Below are 17,282 nucleotides of genomic sequence, written 5' to 3'. Positions count from 1 at the left end.
TATTTATTCTCCATAGATAAAATTAATCTCAGCCTCTTCTAGAAGCGGTGCCTTTTCATCTTTGGCAGATAAAACAGGAGTAATATCAATTGGCCAATCAATTCCAATAGTAGGATCATTCCATAAAATACCGCGATCGCACTCTGGTGCATAAATCTCGTCCACTTTATACTGAACTTCTACATCATCAGTCAAAGTCATAAATCCATGCGCAAATCCCTGAGGAATTAATAATTGTTTCTTATTGTCTGCACTTAGCTCTATTCCAAACCAGTTACCAAACGTAGGGCTCCCTTTTCGTATATCAACTGCTACATCAAAAATGGCCCCTTTTGTGCATCGAACAAGCTTTGTTTGTGCCTTAGGATTTAATTGATAATGCAAGCCTCTTAATGTTCCTTTTGCTGCAGACAAAGATTGATTATCTTGTACAAACTTTATATTTAATCCTGCTTCTTTAAATATCGCTTCACTGTAAGTCTCCATGAACCATCCACGATGGTCTCCAAATACTTTAGGTTCAAAAATTTTCACTCCTGGTATGGAGGTTTCAATAAAGTTCACTTAAAACACCTCTTATTTAATACTTTATGCTTCCATTTGCTACCTTTAATAGGTATTGTCCATAACCAGTCTTAGAGAATTTCTCTCCAGATTCAATTAATTCTTCTTTTCCAATCCACCCATTGATATACGCAATCTCTTCAGGGGCGGCAATTTTAATCCCTTGATGCTCTTCAATCGTTTTTACAAAATTAGTTGCTGCTACTAAACTTTGATGTGTTCCTGTATCTAGCCATGTAAAACCACGCCCTAGAAGTTCAACATCAAGCTCGCCCATTCGTAAATAAGTATCATTTACCGATGTAATCTCTAGCTCTCCACGAGAAGATGGTTTGACATTCTTTGCAATATCTATAATACGATTATCATAAAAATATAGACCTGTAACGGCATAATTTGATTTTGGAACTTCTGGCTTTTCCTCAACGCTTAGAACTTTACCATTTTCATCAAATTCAACTACACCAAATCGCTCTGGGTCTTGAACATGATATCCAAAAACTGTTGCACCCCTTTCCTTTTGTGCAGCACGTTGGAGTATTTTCCTCATACCACTTCCATAGTAGATATTGTCTCCCAAAATCATTGCTACCGAATTGTTACCAATAAACTCTTCTCCAATTAAAAAAGCCTGAGCTAATCCATCCGGGCTAGGCTGAATCCTATATTCGAGATTAATTCCAAATTGAATACCATTTCCTAATAATGCCTCAAAACGAGGAGTATCCTCCGGAGTTGAAATAATAAGAATATCTCTAATTCCAGCAAGCATTAACGTTGATAAGGGATAATAAATCATAGGTTTATCATAAATTGGTAAAAGCTGTTTACTAGTAACCATTGTTAATGGAAATAATCTTGTACCGCTTCCACCCGCAAGTATTATACCTTTCATATTCTAAATCACCCTTATTTATATATTTGATATCTTAACTCCCAATTGATCGATATCTACACATTGTTAGAAATAATATCCTTATTCATATGAATTATTCCTTTATCAACCTATCTTTTAGGGGTTTTTTAAGTACAATTGAATCATCGTCTTCTTACTCTAACATTTTCAATACCTATGGAAAGACCTAAATAAGATTGTTTAATTAAATTCGACCCAATCATCCAAATTGTTTGAACCCTGCCAAAATCATAGTTTGATGCTTGCTCAATTTCTTAATAGCACATTTAAAAACTTTGGGCTTAATTAGGTTTCTACGCATTTTTATTTAATCGCAATTGAGCATATATTTTATCATAGACGTATTTAATTAAGGTTGGTACAAGAACACCTATGAATGAATACACAAGCCAGTTTATCCCTTGACCTGATATAACGGGAAACATAGATATATCATGAATTGGATAGTGATATATCTTTACGATTATTAAACTTACAATTTTAAAAGATAAAAAATGTAGGGCAAATATATGGAGAGTATTTTGACCAATAAAATTTAATAAGTTGAGCCTAAATCTTCTATTTAAATGTTTCGAAATATAAAAGACAATATAAATTCCTAGTAAAGAGCAAATAATGAAATAAATTGGATTTGTATATTCATTTCTACCAACATTTATGCTACCAAATTTATTTAATGTCAAAATAGATAATAAAGACACAACAAAAAAATATATATTCATCGGAATTATTCTTTCATACTTCTTATAAAGATATCCAATATGATAAATAACTATCAATATGATTGCAGTATCTAAAAACCTGGGTAACTTTATTCCAAAATAAATAAGAATATTCCCAATAATAAACAGTGTAAATACAAGCACATTTCTAATATATTGACTGTTAAGGTTAACTTTTAATGAAAAATAACAAATTAACGCATAAATAACAGTAACCTCAAACATTGCTGTAAGAAACCAAAATCCGCCAAGTAATTGATCATTTCCCCCAAATAATATTATATTTATAAAACCTTTCAAATAATCTAATCCACTAAATTTTGAAATACCATAATAGGAGGTGTAAATCTTAGTATAAAAAAATAAGTTGTGTAAGAGTAAAAATGCTATCTGATATTTAATAAATGGTATATATAATGATTTAACCTTTTTAATTATTTGTAACTTTATATCATTACTATATTTATCCTTATACAAGTATCCTGAAATGAAAAAAAATAAAGACATATGGAATAAATAAATTATAGATGTTATTGGTGATTCGGAATGGCCAACAACCACCATAATTATTCCGGAAGCCCGTGCAAAATTAATATATCGATTTTCATCAAAATTTTTTGTATTTACATTCATAAAATAACCTCTCTTGCTCATCTGCAAGTATTAGTGTTTTATTTTTGATTTTATGGTTATTTTATTATTATAAATAATAATAAAAACCAGGTTCCAATAGAAAGATTGAATTACATATGCTGTTAGATTCGAAGCTAATAAATTTGTAACTAAAAGGCAAATAATTATTATAAAGCTATACCTTGATAACAATGATTTCTTTGAAAATGCTACAACTAACAATACAACATTAAATATTAACCACATACTAAAAACAATTATTCCTGAATCAAAAAGTAATGACATAAAGAAGTTTTCAACATAAATACCTCCATAATTATTATCAAGTGCACCAAGGTTTAGATTAGCACTACCTACACCTCTACCAAATAATATTACATACCAGTCTTCATTCTGAAATTTTGATATTGTATTCATTATTGAATCGATTCTTCCTGTATAGCTTTTTTCTTGTAAGTCAAATACTGTAAACAAATAAATTTTATCACCAAATGTTACTCCTAAGCTTATTACTGCAAGTATAAGACCTGTCAGTATAATAAACTTTTTTTCTAGTAAACAATATATTATAACAAACAAAAGTATAATGATGTATGAGGAGCGACTTTGCATTACTAATAGCGGAAAAGCACTTAAAGCTACCATAATATAAAATATTTTATTTTTATTACTTTCCAGAAATAATAGGCATAAATACATCACAAGCTCAATTGAAAAAACTATTGGAGAGTTAAAATTTGACGGTCTATAAAAAACACTTCCCATTTTAACTACATCTTCGAAAATTAAAATGTTTTCATCTCTCATAACACCAAAGAATGTGTAATCAATAAGGGCTCTGTAATATAATATACCTAAGTTAATGATGAAATATGGCGTATAGACCATTGAGAGCCTGATATTTTTTTCAACCATGTATTTTATGGAATAAAGTGCCACTATAGGTATATAGATATATCTGTGAATTGAGAGAATAACCTGTTCTGTATAAATGCCAACAATAAATATTTGTAATAATAAACAAACTAGCACAATGGAGAAATAAACAATTAAATTTCTTTTAAAGATCCCATCTTTGATTACTCTAATTAAAAGAAGTAATAGAATTTCAATTATTAAAAAATTATAGCCATTATCACCAATCAATCCCTTAATTAATGGACTGAGACTAACTACTAAGCAAAATATCATTCCAGTGATATGTGGTTTCTTGTAAGAGTATATTAATAATAGTCCTAAGACTATTAATATGATTATTTTCATGCATTTACCTCATTACTTGTATATGATATCATTTTCACTAATACTTATCTTCTGAATGTTTGAATAAGTAATTAGAAGTAGAGTAGCATTGCAAACTAGAAAAGTTAGTTTAAGTTATGCTATCTATCATTTTTTTTATTTTCTTACCTTTCTCTTTCCAAGTATGTTGAGATGCAAATTCTATTCTCTTCAATGACAATTCGGTAGAATCTTCATTTAGTGCATCCTTTATTTTCCCAACAAACTCATTACTGTCTTTGGCTAAATAAATATTGTCTTGGAATACATTCAGTTCTTCATACTTGGTAGCTACAGTAGGCTTTCCAGCAGCTAAATATTCATATATTTTAACTGGGTTTACATCTTGGATTAATGAATTCACCTTAAAAGGCATTATACATACATCAAATCTTTTTAAGTAGTCTGGTAGTTCTTCAAATGGTTTAGGACCTAAAATTTTTATATTATTAATGTTTTTTGATTGGTTAATTAATTCCCAGTTCCCAATTGGCCCGATAACAATAAAATCCATTTCAGGCATTTTTTTTGCAGTATCGACCAACAATTCAATATCGAACCAATTACCTATAGTTCCAAAATAACCAACATTTTTCCTATCTCGCGTTCCTATTTCCTTACCATCATTATGATTTTTATTATAAGCAATATTAAAATGTTTAAAATCTACTGCATTTTGAATTAATGTAATTTTACTTGAGTCTTTCGGTTGTAGATAGCTACTGACTTTCTTAACCAACCCATTACTACTTGCAAAAATAATATTTGCTTTTCTACACAGTTGTTCCTCTGTTTTATTAATTTCATTTCTTTCTTCTGTATTTCTTGAGAACTCAGCATAATTATCCATACAGTCATAAATTAAAGACCCTTTAAAACCTTCTGGAATAAGGCTTAATTGTTGAGGGTGAGTCAGCCATATTATGTCAAAACTATTCTTATTACATAATTCCATAATATAATTTTTAAACAAATTTTGATTAATTGAATTCACTAACTTAAATCTACTACCTGGGATCATAACTCTTCTTTCAATTACCATGTTTTGCTTGTTTTTAAATTTTCGTTGCTTTAATGTAGGATTTATTTTCCTTGAATTTATACCATTTATTATTATCGGCATTTGACAAATATAAAACAGATTATATTCATTACTTAGAAGTTCTGCTAAATGTTGCGGTCTTTGTTTAGCAAAATGCCAATCAATAAGAGATATATATAAAATTGATTTCATTTCATGCTTCCTCTCTGATGAGCATATTATTATTACTTTTAATTCTATATAACATACTCAATGTTAATAATGTTTCGCCAACTAACATCCCAATTACAATACCAAAAAATGATATAAAAGGTACTAATGAAAAATATAAAAGTAGGGTTACAGTGGTAGCAACAAAAAACGCCTTACTATATTCCCCTCCATTACCACTACCTACTAAAAATTGAATCCCAATCATATTATTTATTATTCCTAATGTAATCCATATAGATAAACACTCAAGGACTACAGAAAAATTAATATATTCAGGGCCATATAATATATTTATTATTTCATCACTCGAAATTAAAACCAAAATAGAAATAACTAGCGATAGTGGAATAACAAACCAACTGACCTTTTTAATTGCTATTACACCTTGGTCAAACGATGTTCCAAACTTTGCACTAATGTACGGAAAAAGGGTTTGAGTAATTGGTGTTAATAATCCATTAATTGCTTTTAAAATTTTATCAATAGCCGCAAAATTCCCAACTACTTCTTTAGTTTGAAATAATCCTAATATTAGCGTTCCACTAGCTGCCAAAATATTAGCTAATAAAGATGCTACAAATATATGCCAACCCTCAATAAACTCTTCAATTATTTGATCAAATGCTGGCAAGATAAATCTAATATGGTATTTATAAAATATTATAAAGGAACTTAATATTCCATTTATAACAGCTACCAATGAATTTAATATTATTAAGGTATTATAATCCGCTTGACTTTTAACAAGTATAAAAACTAGCAGAGTATATACACCTCTAGATATTAGATTCAAATATGTTATATATTTCATTTTCTCAATACCTTGAAAGAACCAAATAGAGAAGAAGATATTACCTATAACTGTTCCAAAGGCAAACACATATGTTAAAAAGTCAATTCTGAACTTTTCAATTAATAAGACAGTACTACATAAAATGATAAAACTGATAATACACAAAATAATTTTACAAACTATAATAGTACTATATATTTTCTCTACTTTTCGTTTATCATGTTTATAAATAGATATTTTTCTCGTTGCAGATAAATTAAATCCATAGTCTGTTAAAACTTGAAATAATACAATAAAAGCCATTGAGAATGCAACTAGTCCATAATTTTCAGCACCTAGAGTTCTTATACTATATGGTACAGTAATAAGTGGAAGTAAATAATTAGATCCTTGCAAAATGAATAATGAGAACATATTAGACAAAATCCTTTTGGAGCTGTCATTATTCAAGAAATACTTCTTTTGTTTCTTTAAAAATTTTGTGAGTTTTATATTGCTAATCATAATTAATTCTCCATTTCGGTGTTTCTTCCATTTATCCATTTAATAAAGCTAATTTTCAATTAAGCAATTGAAAATTATTTAACAACAAAAATGGAAAATCTCTCAAAAAAACTAATAGTAAAGCATGCTCAACTGGTTATATCAATCTTTTTACTAATGATAATAATAATAAAACCAAAAATAAATAAGACATCCTTTAATGTTACTACCTAAAAGCCAAAGAGTGTTGGCTTGTTCAAAGTCCCTAAAATGAAGAAGATCGATTGTAATATATTATTCTTGTCATAATTTAAATTAAATTAACCTAAATTAATCCTATTTGAATTAATTTATATATTTCGCAAGATTTTTTAAACTGATAATTACATGCTTATTGAAAAGGCCCAGTATCCATAGTAATTTAGTGCTTTTTATATTTAATATATTTTTGCAGTAATATCTTTGAGATTCTAGAAATATCGAGTAATCTTTTTGAATCACTTTAAGCTTTTTGCTTTTATGCTGGTGGTTATGATAAAAGGAATCCTTTAAACTTACCACACTCTTTAAACCCTTTTTTTTAATTTTATAAGATAAAATATTTTCTTCGTAATATAAAAATACTTTTTCATCAAAATAATTTACTTCCTTAAATACTTCTAACTTTATAATAAAAAAACACCCAGATAAAACATCAATCTGTAAAATTTCATTAGATTTATTTGAGTGGTACTGTGTAAAATATTTATTCATTTTTAGCATTCTTAGTTTATTTAAAATAGGAATATTATTTAATATAACATCTTTGTATCCGGGTAAATCCCAACCGAAATACTCTCTCCCATCCAGTATCTGTACCCCTGAAGCAAGAGCAATTTCACTATTTTTTTCTAATAATATTGTTAAATTATCTAGTACAGTGGTTTCTACCGAAACATCTGGGTTCATAATACATATATATTTTAAATACGGGTATTTGTTTTCCGCATATTTAACTCCACAGTTATTTCCGTAAGAATAACCACCATTCTTATTAGATTTTATTACATCAATAATATCAATATCCCCAAATGCTTTGTTTAGTTCTATATAACTTTCATTTGGAGATAAGTTATCTACTACAATAATAGGGTGCATTATACCTTTGCTAATTAAATCTTGAACTGTTTTTATAGTTAAATTGTAATTATTATAATTTAATATAATAATAGCTAAATGGTATTTTTCTGACCCTTCTATATTTTTATTATCTTTCATTTATATACTCCTAATAAATTTCAATTAATAATCTATCCTCAAATATTAGTAAAATCTTGCTTTTAGGGTAGGTGTCTTATATTCTAAAAATAGCATTTAAGTTGCATTTCCAATATAAAATTCCTAAAAAATGATATCAGGTAAAATTATATTCTAATAAAAGCGAATATTATAACCACTTAAATTAAAGTTCAACCATTTCAAAATTCCTCAGTTACTTCTATCATTTAAATAAATACTTCCTATTCTTTTAAAGATCATTGGCTGATTACCAAACTAAGAATAGTTGAAGTTGTTCTATTTTCACTAGAACCCAAAGAGTGATTATCTATAATTTTATACTTAATTTTTTGTGCTATAGTACTTTCCATTAATGTGGAAAGTTCCACCTCATCAAACGGGTCAAAAAAGTATGCATTTTCATATCCATCCAATATTTCATGAGAGAATGGGCAATCTGAAGCTAATATCATTCCTTCTTGTTGTTTAGCTTCTAGCATCGGTAATCCAAAGGTCTCAATATATGACGGAAATAATAGAACAGACTTACTATAATAATTAAATACCTCTTCTCTTCCTAGTCTACCTACAAATTTAACAGGAAGATTGTTCAGCCGAATTAATTCACATAAAGAAGAAATATGATCTGTTTCATTTCCATCTAATGTTAAAACCACATTGAAATTATGCATATTTTTGTCTTTCAATATTTTACATGCCCTTATAATAATTTCATGGTTTTTATATTCACCACCACCTGCCGGGTAAAAGAAGGTTGAAAACGATTCATGATTAACTTCAAACGGAACATTATTATCCATATTTTTTATCTGTGGAGCAACTACATTTATTTTTTCATTTTCAACATTTGTTTTTGCGATGCAAGCATTTTTCATCCATTTTGTTTGTACGATTACCATATCAGCCTTTTTTATTGACTTAAAAATTTTTTTGCCTATTATATTTTGATAAATCCAAAATGTTCTATTTTGAATGAATGAAAATTTATAATCTACAAATGGTAAAGATTGATGAACATATAATGTTTGTGGAACTTTTGTTTTAGGTATTATCAAGTTTTGAAGTGACAATACCTTATCTACTTTATATTTTTTGATTAATTTTGATGCAAAATAGTTATCAAAAAACAATCTATGAAACCAACTTCTTTTAACCCAAGGATATCTCAAAATCTTAATATTTTCTTTATCTTTCAATTGTGGTTTACTCACAATAAATATCCAATTTATGTTTTCATCTGAATGAGTTTCCACCGCATTATACAAGTCATATAATATTGATAAAGCCCCTCCACTTTCTGCAGGAACATCAAATACCATAATATTCATACCAGCCTATTCCTTCTTCCAGACTACTTTGTCAATTATCTTCCCATAGCTTTGAATAATCTTAACAACCTTGACAGATACATTTCTATCAATATAATCAGTTGCAATAATTGTATCTTCCTCATTTTCCCACATCATTCTACTTAACTCTACTGCTTGAACTATGTCCTTTTCAACAATTCCTCCCACTACTACTGTTCCTTTATCTAAAACCTCAGGTCTTTCTGTAGAAGTCCTAATTAATACTCCTGGAAATCCTAGTATTGCAGATTCTTCCGATAAAGTCCCACTATCTGATAATGTACAAAATGACATAAGCTGCAGTTTATTATAGTCAAAGAATCCAAATGGTTTTAGTTGTTTTATTAACGTATGGAACTTAAAACCTCTCTCCTCAATTTTCTTCCAACTTCTTGGGTGAGTAGAGTAAATAATAGGTAATTGATATGTTTCAGCAATATTGTTTAAAGCATTCATTAATGAGGTGAAATTATTCTCATCATCGATGTTCTCTTCTCTATGTGCAGATACTAAAATATACTTTCCTTTTTCTAATCCTAATTTTTCCAAAATATCACTACATTCAATCTTTCTCATATTTTTGTGTATCACTTCTGTCATTGGAGAGCCAGTTACAAAAACATGTTCTTTTCTGATACCTTCTGATAATAAATATCTTCTGCTATGTTCTGTATAAGCAAGATTTATGTCAGATACATGATCTACAATTTTCCTATTAATCTCTTCAGGTACATTTTGATCAAAACAGCGATTTCCTGCTTCCATATGGAAAATCGGTATTTTTAAACGCTTTGCAGCAACTGCACTTAGACAACTATTCGTATCACCAAGAATTAACAATGCATCCGGCTGTTCTTGTTTTAAAATTTTATATGAAGAAGCAATTATATTTCCCATTGTTTCCCCAAGGTCTGAACCAACTACTCCTAGAAAATGATCTGGCTGTCGTAATCCTAATTCTTCAAAAAAGATTTCATTTAGTGTATAGTCCCAATTTTGTCCTGTATGCACTAATACATGGTTAAAATATCTATCGCAAGCTTTTATTACTTCTGATAATCTTATAATTTCTGGTCTTGTTCCAACTATGGTCATAACCTTCATTTTTTCCATTCTAATCTATACCTCCAAATAATACGTATCTGGCTTTTCAGGATTAAAGCACTCATTTACCCACATTACTGTTACTAAATCATTCTCGCCTATGTTTACAATTGAGTGAGTGTATCCAACAGGAATGTCTAAAACTTGCAACTTTTCCCCACATACTCTATATTCCATGATTTCGTCTGTATCTATCTTTCTAAATCTAATTAAACCTTCTCCGCTTACTACTAAAAACTTTTCATTTTTAGTATGATGCCAATGATTACCTTTGGTAATGCCTGGCTTTGAGACATTTATAGAAACTTGGCCTTTTTCTGAGGTTTTAAGAAATTCTGTAAAAGATCCTCTTTTATCAACGTGCATTTTAAGGTCATATGAAAACTCATTTTCTGGTAAAAAACTTAAATAGGTGCTATAGAGCTTCTTGGTTAAAGCATCTTCCATATTAGGAATACTTAAATTCCCCCTACTTTCTTTGAAGCTTTTTATAACATTTGCTAACTCACCAAGTTTAATATTATATGTTACAGGTACAATACAGAAATCACCTTTAATAGTTGGATTGCCCTCTAATGCTTTAATAAATTCTTCTAAAACATCATCTATATAACAAAGAGTAAGTTCTACTTCTGGATTGTTTATCTTAATATCCAATCCTCTAGCAATATTATGACAATACGTAGCCACCACTGTATTGTAATTAGGTTTGCTCCATTTCCCAAAAAGGTTAGGCAACCTATATATGAAAGATTTAGCTCCAGTCTCTTCACTATATGCTAATAATAAATCCTCTCCAGCCTTCTTACTTTTACCATAGGGATTATCATTCTCTGCTTGAATTGATGAAGTAATGAGGATTGGTGCTTTATTACCGGATTTTTTTAGTAGTTCTAGTATTTCAGATGTGAATCCAAAATTACCCTTTATAAATTCACTTTCATCATTTGGCCTGTTTACCCCAGCTAAATGAAAAACAAAGTCACACTCTGTTGCATATTTCTCTAGTAAAGAATCGTCACTTTCTTTACTGTATTCTAAAATATTGTTATATCCTTTATTTTTAAGTTCAGCTATAAGATTTTTTCCTACGAATCCCTTTGCACCAGTAACCAAAATTTTCATTTAACTATTCCATCCTTTAATTCATAGCGTAATTACTTTTTTTCCATGATTTGAGCTCTTTTTGAACATAGTCTAGAGCTAATAACTTTTCCTTTATCTGGTCTACATTTAAAAGCTCAGTATTATGTGAATTATATTCATCAACTGTAGTTAACTCTTTATTCCCCTCTGCAAAATATTTATCATAATTAAGATCCCGTCGATCAGCTGGTACTCTAAAGAACCCACCTAAATCTTCCGAAACAACAAACTCTTCTCTAGTAAGAAGTGTCTCATAGAACTTCTCCCCATGACGAGTGCCTATGACTTTAATCTCATTGTCTGCTTTAAAAATCTCTTTTATAGCTTGAGCAAGATCTCCTACTGTACTTGCAGGTGCTTTTTGAACCATAATATCCCCAGCCTCAGCATTATGGAAAGCAAATACTACCAATTCAACTGCCTCTTCAAGACTCATCAGGTATCTTGTCATATATGGGTCTGTTACAGTCAATGCCTGTCCACTTTTAATTTGTTCAATAAATAATGGAATAACTGATCCACGAGATGCCATTACATTACCATATCTTGTTCCACAAATAAGAGTTTTGTCTGGTGATACTGTTTTCGATTTAGCAACAAAGACTTTTTCCATCATAGCTTTGGATATTCCCATTGCATTAATTGGGTATGCGGCTTTATCGGTTGAAAGGCAAATTACCTTTTTAACTCCATACTCTATAGCAGCAGTAAGTACATTGTCAGTCCCTATTACATTTGTTTTCACTGCTTCAAGAGGAAAAAATTCACATGAGGGTACTTGTTTCAAAGCAGCAGCATGGAAAATATAATCTACACCATGCATAGCATTTTTTACACTTGCAAGGTCCCTTACATCTCCAAGATAAAATTTTAACTTATCATTTTTATACTGTTTTCTCATGTCATCCTGTTTTTTTTCATCCCTAGAAAAAATACGGATTTCCTTTAATCCAGAGCCCAAAAACCGTTCCATTACAGCATTTCCAAAAGACCCTGTACCACCAGTAATTAGTAAAGTTTTATTATTAAACATTGTTTATCTTCCTCTCAAAATGATTCATAATTATTTGATAGGTGTTCTCAACAGTATAATTTTCTTCTAAATATTTCCTTCCATTTTCACCTAATATAGAACGCATCCGCATCTCCGATGATAATAATTTCAAGAGTTTATTAAAAGAGTTAATATCTCCACTTTCACACCAATAGCCAAAATGCCCAGATTCAATAATTCTCCCTAAATCTGTATTCTTATCTGTTGCTGCTAATATTGGCATAGAAGCTTGCATGTATTCTAAAATTCTTGATGGGAAATTTGGAATAGTAAACCTTCTATCTAAAAAAACTAGTCCCACATCACTTGAATTTACCAACAACTCATAATCTTCCTTTGGTAAATGATGAAACAATTTTACATTTGAAACTTTCTCGTTGTTTATAAAGCTTTGTAATTTACCGAACTCTGTTCCAGACCCTGCTATTAAAAAAAATATATTTTGGTTATTTTTATTACTTTTTATACAATTTATAAGAAAATCAATACCTTGTGGCTTCCCTAGATTTCCACCATATACGAAGACAATTCTATCATTTGGAATTTCATACTTTTTTCTAATAGACTTTATTCTTTCTTTATCTATAATTATTGGAGTTGGATTTATACTATTTGGACATACCTCAACTTTTTGTGAATTAATATAACTATTCTGTTTTAATATAAAGTCGACATTTGCCTGAGACATACAACCAATAAAATCTGATTGCATATATAGCCTTTTCTCTTTATTTCTAAAATACTTATAGAACAGACTCTTTTTACTAAACATTCCTAAATCTACAGCATTTTGTGGAAAAATATCTTTAAGTAATAAGTAGGATTTCGCATCATCACGATTTTTTATAAAGCCAACAACTTTTTCAAAAGTGATAGGTGGAGTTGAGTAGAGAACCAAGTCAAATTTCACCTTAGAAAAGTGCCTCTTGATTTCTTTTAAAAATCGATTTTCAACGAATAATGTTGATAGGCCTTTTTCTAAAAGATTAACTTTTGTTATATTTCCAATTTTAACCCTTAATATACTTATCCCACTTTGTTTATAGAAAAATGTTTTTGTTCCATTTCTTCTTTCCACCGGACATGCTACATATACTTCATGCCCTCTATCACGAAATTTTCTAAGTAGATCAGGATATATTCCATTGATATCAACGTTACTTAAATCAGCTAAGGTTAAAAACAAAATTTTCATACTTACCACCAGAATTAATATTTTCTTAAAGTATAAGCACTTTTCCAGTGACTCTATACTTAAAGTCTTATACTTAAATTTAGTTCCATTAAGCTATTTATGGTAAAGGTATTTTTTACATCTTTAAAATACTCTCGGTTTATATAAACGCCATCTCCCCTAATTATCCTTACTGTTGTTATAGGATAGATACTACCAATATAGAAATCCTTTTCTGGGTTATCTCCGATATATATCATGTCATTAAAGTTTACCCCTAACCTTTCCTTCATTAATTCAAATGGTTTAGGGCTAGGTTTCCAAAAATCTCTGCCAAAATCATCAGTAATAATAATTTCATCAAATACCTCGAAAGCATTTAGTGCCTCTAATTTTTGCCTTTGAGCTTCCTTGTATCCATCGGTGATTATTCCCAGTTTAAGTCCATCTTGCTTAATCATATTTATTGTAGGATAAACATCGTCAAAAAAACTGATTTTAGGAGAATGTTCTCTATATTCTTTTACCAATTTATTTATATAGTCCATACTATAAAAAATATTTAATTTTTCTAAAGTCCTATTAAAGACTTCAATCTTATTTTCTTTAAATTCATAAAATAGTAAATCATATATTGAATTTGCATTAAGGCTATACTCATTTGCTATAACATTAGAAATATGTCTATAGCCGCTTTTTATATATTCTAATTCAGAAATCAGAGTATCATCTAAATCAAAAATTATCGCCTTATACATTTTCCTTTACCTGATTCTCATCTATGAAAATTGATTGATCGTAACGTAAAAAGATTAAGTCTTCTTTATAATCTTCCGTATACTCTATAGTTTGATTCTTTAATAATTTATATAAATTCTGACAAGAATCCGCACCTGCTATAATACTCATTGGTGCACCTCCGCCAAAGCGAGGATTAATTTCTATATACTCAATGCCCTTTTCCGTTTTCATACATTGAACTGTTATATGGCCAATTGGCTTTAAGATATTCACTAGCCTTCTAACGTCATCTATTATCTGACGATCCTTTACAATTTTACCATTCAATATTTCCCCGCTTCTAACAGCCAATCTTTTTCTTGGTACAATAGTAATCGGGGTACTATCAAAGTCACAAAATACATCGACAGTAAATTCTTCACCTGAAATAAACTCTTGAACCATAGGATTCTTAATATAATTTCTAAAAAAATAGAGTTCTTCTCTTGAATTTACCTTAAATGTATTTATGCTTGAACTTCCATTAAGTGGTTTAATAAATAAAGGGAATATAAAATTTCCATTGTCGATATCATTATTGTCAATTAATTCAGGGACCAAGAAACCATGCTCTTTAAAAAAGTTATAAGTTTTAATTTTATCTCTACAAACAGATATGACGTCATAATCTGAAATTAAAACTTTTGCATTGGTTCTTTTTTCAATCAGGTCCTTTTCAATAGATAATATCTCTAGTTCTGTATCGATAGTTGGAACAATAAGTTTAATCTTCTCTAAATTACAGATTTCAATAATTTTCTCAATATACCCAGAATCACCGATTCTTGGAATCTGATAGTTTCGATCACTAAAGTATATTGCTGGTGCTGTAGATGATACATCGGCAGTAATAATCTTGCTATTAACACTTTCATTAAATGCAGCTTTTTTAAAGCTATTTATAAGTTCCACTCTTCTACCAGCACTTAAAATTAATATATTAATGTCCATACCAATCTCCTGTAATAACATTATTTTAAATTTTATTCTTCAGTATTACTCCCAGAAAAAAACTCCATGGTAGCTTCACCTTGTTGTGAAATTCCCTCTTTTTTTAAAACCTTCTTCAATGTTAAAAAGATAATCTTACAGTCTAATAAAAAATTCAAATTTTTAATATAGTAAACATCAAAATCAAATTTCTCTTCCCAAGATATGGTGTTTCTTCCACTTACTTGAGCTAATCCAGTTAGCCCTGGTCTTTCATCATGTCTAGTTCTTTGATTAGTGTTATATAAAGGTAAATATTGGACTAGTAATGGCCTTGGTCCAACGATACTCATGTCACCTTTTATTATATTAATTAGTTCAGGTAGTTCATCAAGACTTGTACTTCTTAGGAACTTACCAAACCTCGTTAACCTAATATGATCAGGTAATAATTCTCCGCCTGAATCTCGTTGTTCTGTCATCGTTCTAAATTTGTACATTTTAAAAATACGTTCATTTTTACCAGGCCTTTCCTGTTTAAAAAGAACTGGGCTTCCTAGTTTCCACTTCACCAATAGGGCCGTAATAAGTAGAATTGGTGATAAAAATATTAATGCAAGTAACGACAATGAAAAATCAATTGTTCTTTTTAGATATCTTTTATACAACCTAACCACTCCATTACATGAACAGCTTTTTAATAGTAGCAATGACTTTTTCAATATCTTTTTGCGTCATTTTTGTGTCACTAGGTAAGCATACTCCCCTATTAAATATATCTTCTGAAACACTTATTCCACTTTCATTATGACTAAAGAATTTATATTCCTCATAAAACGGTTGTAGATGCATCGGTTTCCAAATAGGTCTACTTTCAATATTCTTCTTTTCTAACTCAATCATAATATCTAATGGTCTAATTCTACTATTTTGATTTAAACTAATACATGATAACCAATAATTGGGCTCTCCATAATTACAAATTGGCATCATTTTAATATCCTCAAGACCTTCAAAGGCCTTTTGGTATGTTTGAAATATCTCCTTTTTCTTAATAATTCTCTCTTTAAGAACCTGTAATTGTCCTCTACCGATTCCCGCAACAATATTACTCATTCTATAGTTATAGCCTAGTTCACTATGTTGATAATGCCTTGCATTATCCCTAGATTGAGTCGCCCAAAATCTTACTTTTTTAATAGCCTCTTTATTTCTGGAAATTAACATTCCACCACCACTAGTAGTGATTATCTTGTTACCATTAAATGAATAAATTCCAAATTCACCAAATGTTCCACTCATTTTCCCTTTATAAGTTGCTCCTAAACTCTCAGCAGAATCTTCGATAATAGGAACTTTATGCTTGTTACATATTTTAATTATTTGGTCCATATCTGCTGATTGGCCATATAAATGAACTACAATTACTGCTTTGGGTGTAAATTTCTCGAACGCTTTCTCCAATGCAACCGGACTCATGTTCCAACTATTTGGTTCACTATCAATAAATATTGGGGTTGCATTTTGATACATAATAGGATTTACACTTGCAGAAAAGGTAAGTGATGAACAAAAGACCACATCTTCCTGACCAACCCCTAAAGCTTTAAGGGCTAAATGTATTGCAGCGGTACCCGACGTTAATGCAGCAGCATGTTCTATACCAACATAACTTGCTAATTCCTTTTCAAACCCATCAACATTAGGTCCTAGGGGAGCAATCCAATTCGTATCAAATGCTTCTTGGATGTATTTCATTTCTAATCCTGACATGTGAGGTGATGCTAGTAAAATTCTATTTTCCATTTATGACACTCCCT

At 29.8% G+C, this 17,282-nt stretch carries 16 protein-coding genes; all 16 read right to left on the bottom strand.

What is annotated here, in order from left to right; genetic code table 11:
* Positions 1 to 3: 3 nt before the first annotated feature.
* Positions 4 to 564, bottom strand: a complete 561-nt coding sequence (gene rfbC / locus AC3A54_RS19425; RefSeq protein WP_487655789.1) for a dTDP-4-dehydrorhamnose 3,5-epimerase — start codon at positions 562 to 564, stop codon at positions 4 to 6.
* A gap of 16 nt (positions 565 to 580) precedes the next feature.
* Positions 581 to 1,459, bottom strand: a complete 879-nt coding sequence (gene rfbA / locus AC3A54_RS19420) for a glucose-1-phosphate thymidylyltransferase RfbA (RefSeq protein ID WP_487655788.1) — start codon at positions 1,457 to 1,459, stop codon at positions 581 to 583.
* Positions 1,460 to 1,773: 314 nt separating this feature from the next.
* Positions 1,774 to 2,835 (bottom strand): acyltransferase family protein, encoded by a 1,062-nt coding sequence (locus AC3A54_RS19415; RefSeq protein WP_487655787.1) that lies wholly within the window; start codon positions 2,833 to 2,835, stop codon positions 1,774 to 1,776.
* 30 nt (positions 2,836 to 2,865) lie between these two features.
* Positions 2,866 to 4,098: an O-antigen ligase family protein gene (locus AC3A54_RS19410; protein ID WP_487655786.1), complete on the bottom strand. Its 1,233-nt coding sequence runs from the start codon at positions 4,096 to 4,098 to the stop codon at positions 2,866 to 2,868.
* 109 nt (positions 4,099 to 4,207) lie between these two features.
* Complete coding sequence (locus AC3A54_RS19405; RefSeq protein ID WP_487655785.1) at positions 4,208 to 5,350, bottom strand: glycosyltransferase; 1,143 nt, start codon at positions 5,348 to 5,350, stop codon at positions 4,208 to 4,210.
* A 1-nt stretch (position 5,351) separates the two neighbouring features.
* Positions 5,352 to 6,668, bottom strand: coding sequence for a flippase (locus tag AC3A54_RS19400; RefSeq protein ID WP_487655784.1), 1,317 nt, complete (start codon positions 6,666 to 6,668; stop codon positions 5,352 to 5,354).
* 324 nt (positions 6,669 to 6,992) lie between these two features.
* Positions 6,993 to 7,904 carry a glycosyltransferase gene (locus AC3A54_RS19395; RefSeq protein WP_487655783.1) on the bottom strand — a complete coding sequence of 304 codons (912 nt, stop codon included), beginning with the start codon at positions 7,902 to 7,904 and terminating at the stop codon, positions 6,993 to 6,995.
* A gap of 257 nt (positions 7,905 to 8,161) precedes the next feature.
* Positions 8,162 to 9,253 (bottom strand): glycosyltransferase, encoded by a 1,092-nt coding sequence (locus AC3A54_RS19390; protein WP_487655782.1) that lies wholly within the window; start codon positions 9,251 to 9,253, stop codon positions 8,162 to 8,164.
* Between the two features lie 6 nt (positions 9,254 to 9,259).
* Entirely contained in the window at positions 9,260 to 10,387 is a 1,128-nt protein-coding gene (wecB, locus tag AC3A54_RS19385) for a non-hydrolyzing UDP-N-acetylglucosamine 2-epimerase (protein WP_487655781.1), read from the bottom strand.
* Positions 10,388 to 10,393: 6 nt separating this feature from the next.
* A complete protein-coding gene (locus AC3A54_RS19380; RefSeq protein WP_487655780.1) occupies positions 10,394 to 11,503 on the bottom strand; it encodes a capsular polysaccharide biosynthesis protein CapF in 1,110 nt (369 codons plus the stop codon).
* Between the two features lie 16 nt (positions 11,504 to 11,519).
* Complete coding sequence (locus AC3A54_RS19375; RefSeq protein WP_487655779.1) at positions 11,520 to 12,557, bottom strand: polysaccharide biosynthesis protein; 1,038 nt, start codon at positions 12,555 to 12,557, stop codon at positions 11,520 to 11,522.
* Entirely contained in the window at positions 12,550 to 13,773 is a 1,224-nt protein-coding gene (locus AC3A54_RS19370) for a glycosyltransferase family 4 protein (RefSeq protein WP_487655778.1), read from the bottom strand. The genes AC3A54_RS19375 and AC3A54_RS19370 overlap by 8 nt, the downstream gene beginning before the upstream one ends.
* Before the next feature lie 59 nt (positions 13,774 to 13,832).
* Positions 13,833 to 14,510 carry an HAD family hydrolase gene (locus AC3A54_RS19365; protein WP_487655777.1) on the bottom strand — a complete coding sequence of 226 codons (678 nt, stop codon included), beginning with the start codon at positions 14,508 to 14,510 and terminating at the stop codon, positions 13,833 to 13,835.
* Complete coding sequence (locus AC3A54_RS19360; protein WP_487655776.1) at positions 14,503 to 15,483, bottom strand: ATP-grasp domain-containing protein; 981 nt, start codon at positions 15,481 to 15,483, stop codon at positions 14,503 to 14,505. Before AC3A54_RS19360 ends, AC3A54_RS19365 begins: the two co-directional genes overlap by 8 nt.
* A 32-nt stretch (positions 15,484 to 15,515) precedes the next feature.
* Positions 15,516 to 16,130: a sugar transferase gene (locus AC3A54_RS19355; protein ID WP_487655775.1), complete on the bottom strand. Its 615-nt coding sequence runs from the start codon at positions 16,128 to 16,130 to the stop codon at positions 15,516 to 15,518.
* 13 nt (positions 16,131 to 16,143) lie between these two features.
* Positions 16,144 to 17,268, bottom strand: a complete 1,125-nt coding sequence (locus tag AC3A54_RS19350; protein ID WP_487655774.1) for a DegT/DnrJ/EryC1/StrS family aminotransferase — start codon at positions 17,266 to 17,268, stop codon at positions 16,144 to 16,146.
* Positions 17,269 to 17,282 lie beyond the last annotated feature (14 nt).

Source organism: Neobacillus sp. Soil_C_43 (assembly GCF_057656715.1).
Note: the sequence above shows the minus strand (reverse complement) of the source record. Positions and strands in the feature narration are given on the sequence as shown.

What these genes read in the sequence shown, in the direction of transcription:
- AC3A54_RS19360 (WP_487655776.1), bottom strand. Translation starts at nt 15,483, where the DNA reads ATGGACATTAATATATTAATTTTAAGTGCTGGTAGAAGAGTGGAACTT.
- AC3A54_RS19390 (WP_487655782.1), bottom strand. Translation starts at nt 9,253, where the DNA reads ATGAATATTATGGTATTTGATGTTCCTGCAGAAAGTGGAGGGGCTTTA.
- AC3A54_RS19370 (WP_487655778.1), bottom strand. Translation starts at nt 13,773, where the DNA reads ATGAAAATTTTGTTTTTAACCTTAGCTGATTTAAGTAACGTTGATATC.
- wecB (WP_487655781.1), bottom strand. Translation starts at nt 10,387, where the DNA reads ATGGAAAAAATGAAGGTTATGACCATAGTTGGAACAAGACCAGAAATT.
- rfbA (WP_487655788.1), bottom strand. Translation starts at nt 1,459, where the DNA reads ATGAAAGGTATAATACTTGCGGGTGGAAGCGGTACAAGATTATTTCCA.
- AC3A54_RS19350 (WP_487655774.1), bottom strand. Translation starts at nt 17,268, where the DNA reads ATGGAAAATAGAATTTTACTAGCATCACCTCACATGTCAGGATTAGAA.
- AC3A54_RS19375 (WP_487655779.1), bottom strand. Translation starts at nt 12,557, where the DNA reads ATGTTTAATAATAAAACTTTACTAATTACTGGTGGTACAGGGTCTTTT.
- AC3A54_RS19410 (WP_487655786.1), bottom strand. Translation starts at nt 4,098, where the DNA reads ATGAAAATAATCATATTAATAGTCTTAGGACTATTATTAATATACTCT.
- AC3A54_RS19400 (WP_487655784.1), bottom strand. Translation starts at nt 6,668, where the DNA reads ATGATTAGCAATATAAAACTCACAAAATTTTTAAAGAAACAAAAGAAG.
- AC3A54_RS19395 (WP_487655783.1), bottom strand. Translation starts at nt 7,904, where the DNA reads ATGAAAGATAATAAAAATATAGAAGGGTCAGAAAAATACCATTTAGCT.
- AC3A54_RS19380 (WP_487655780.1), bottom strand. Translation starts at nt 11,503, where the DNA reads ATGAAAATTTTGGTTACTGGTGCAAAGGGATTCGTAGGAAAAAATCTT.
- AC3A54_RS19405 (WP_487655785.1), bottom strand. Translation starts at nt 5,350, where the DNA reads ATGAAATCAATTTTATATATATCTCTTATTGATTGGCATTTTGCTAAA.
- AC3A54_RS19415 (WP_487655787.1), bottom strand. Translation starts at nt 2,835, where the DNA reads ATGAATGTAAATACAAAAAATTTTGATGAAAATCGATATATTAATTTT.
- AC3A54_RS19365 (WP_487655777.1), bottom strand. Translation starts at nt 14,510, where the DNA reads ATGTATAAGGCGATAATTTTTGATTTAGATGATACTCTGATTTCTGAA.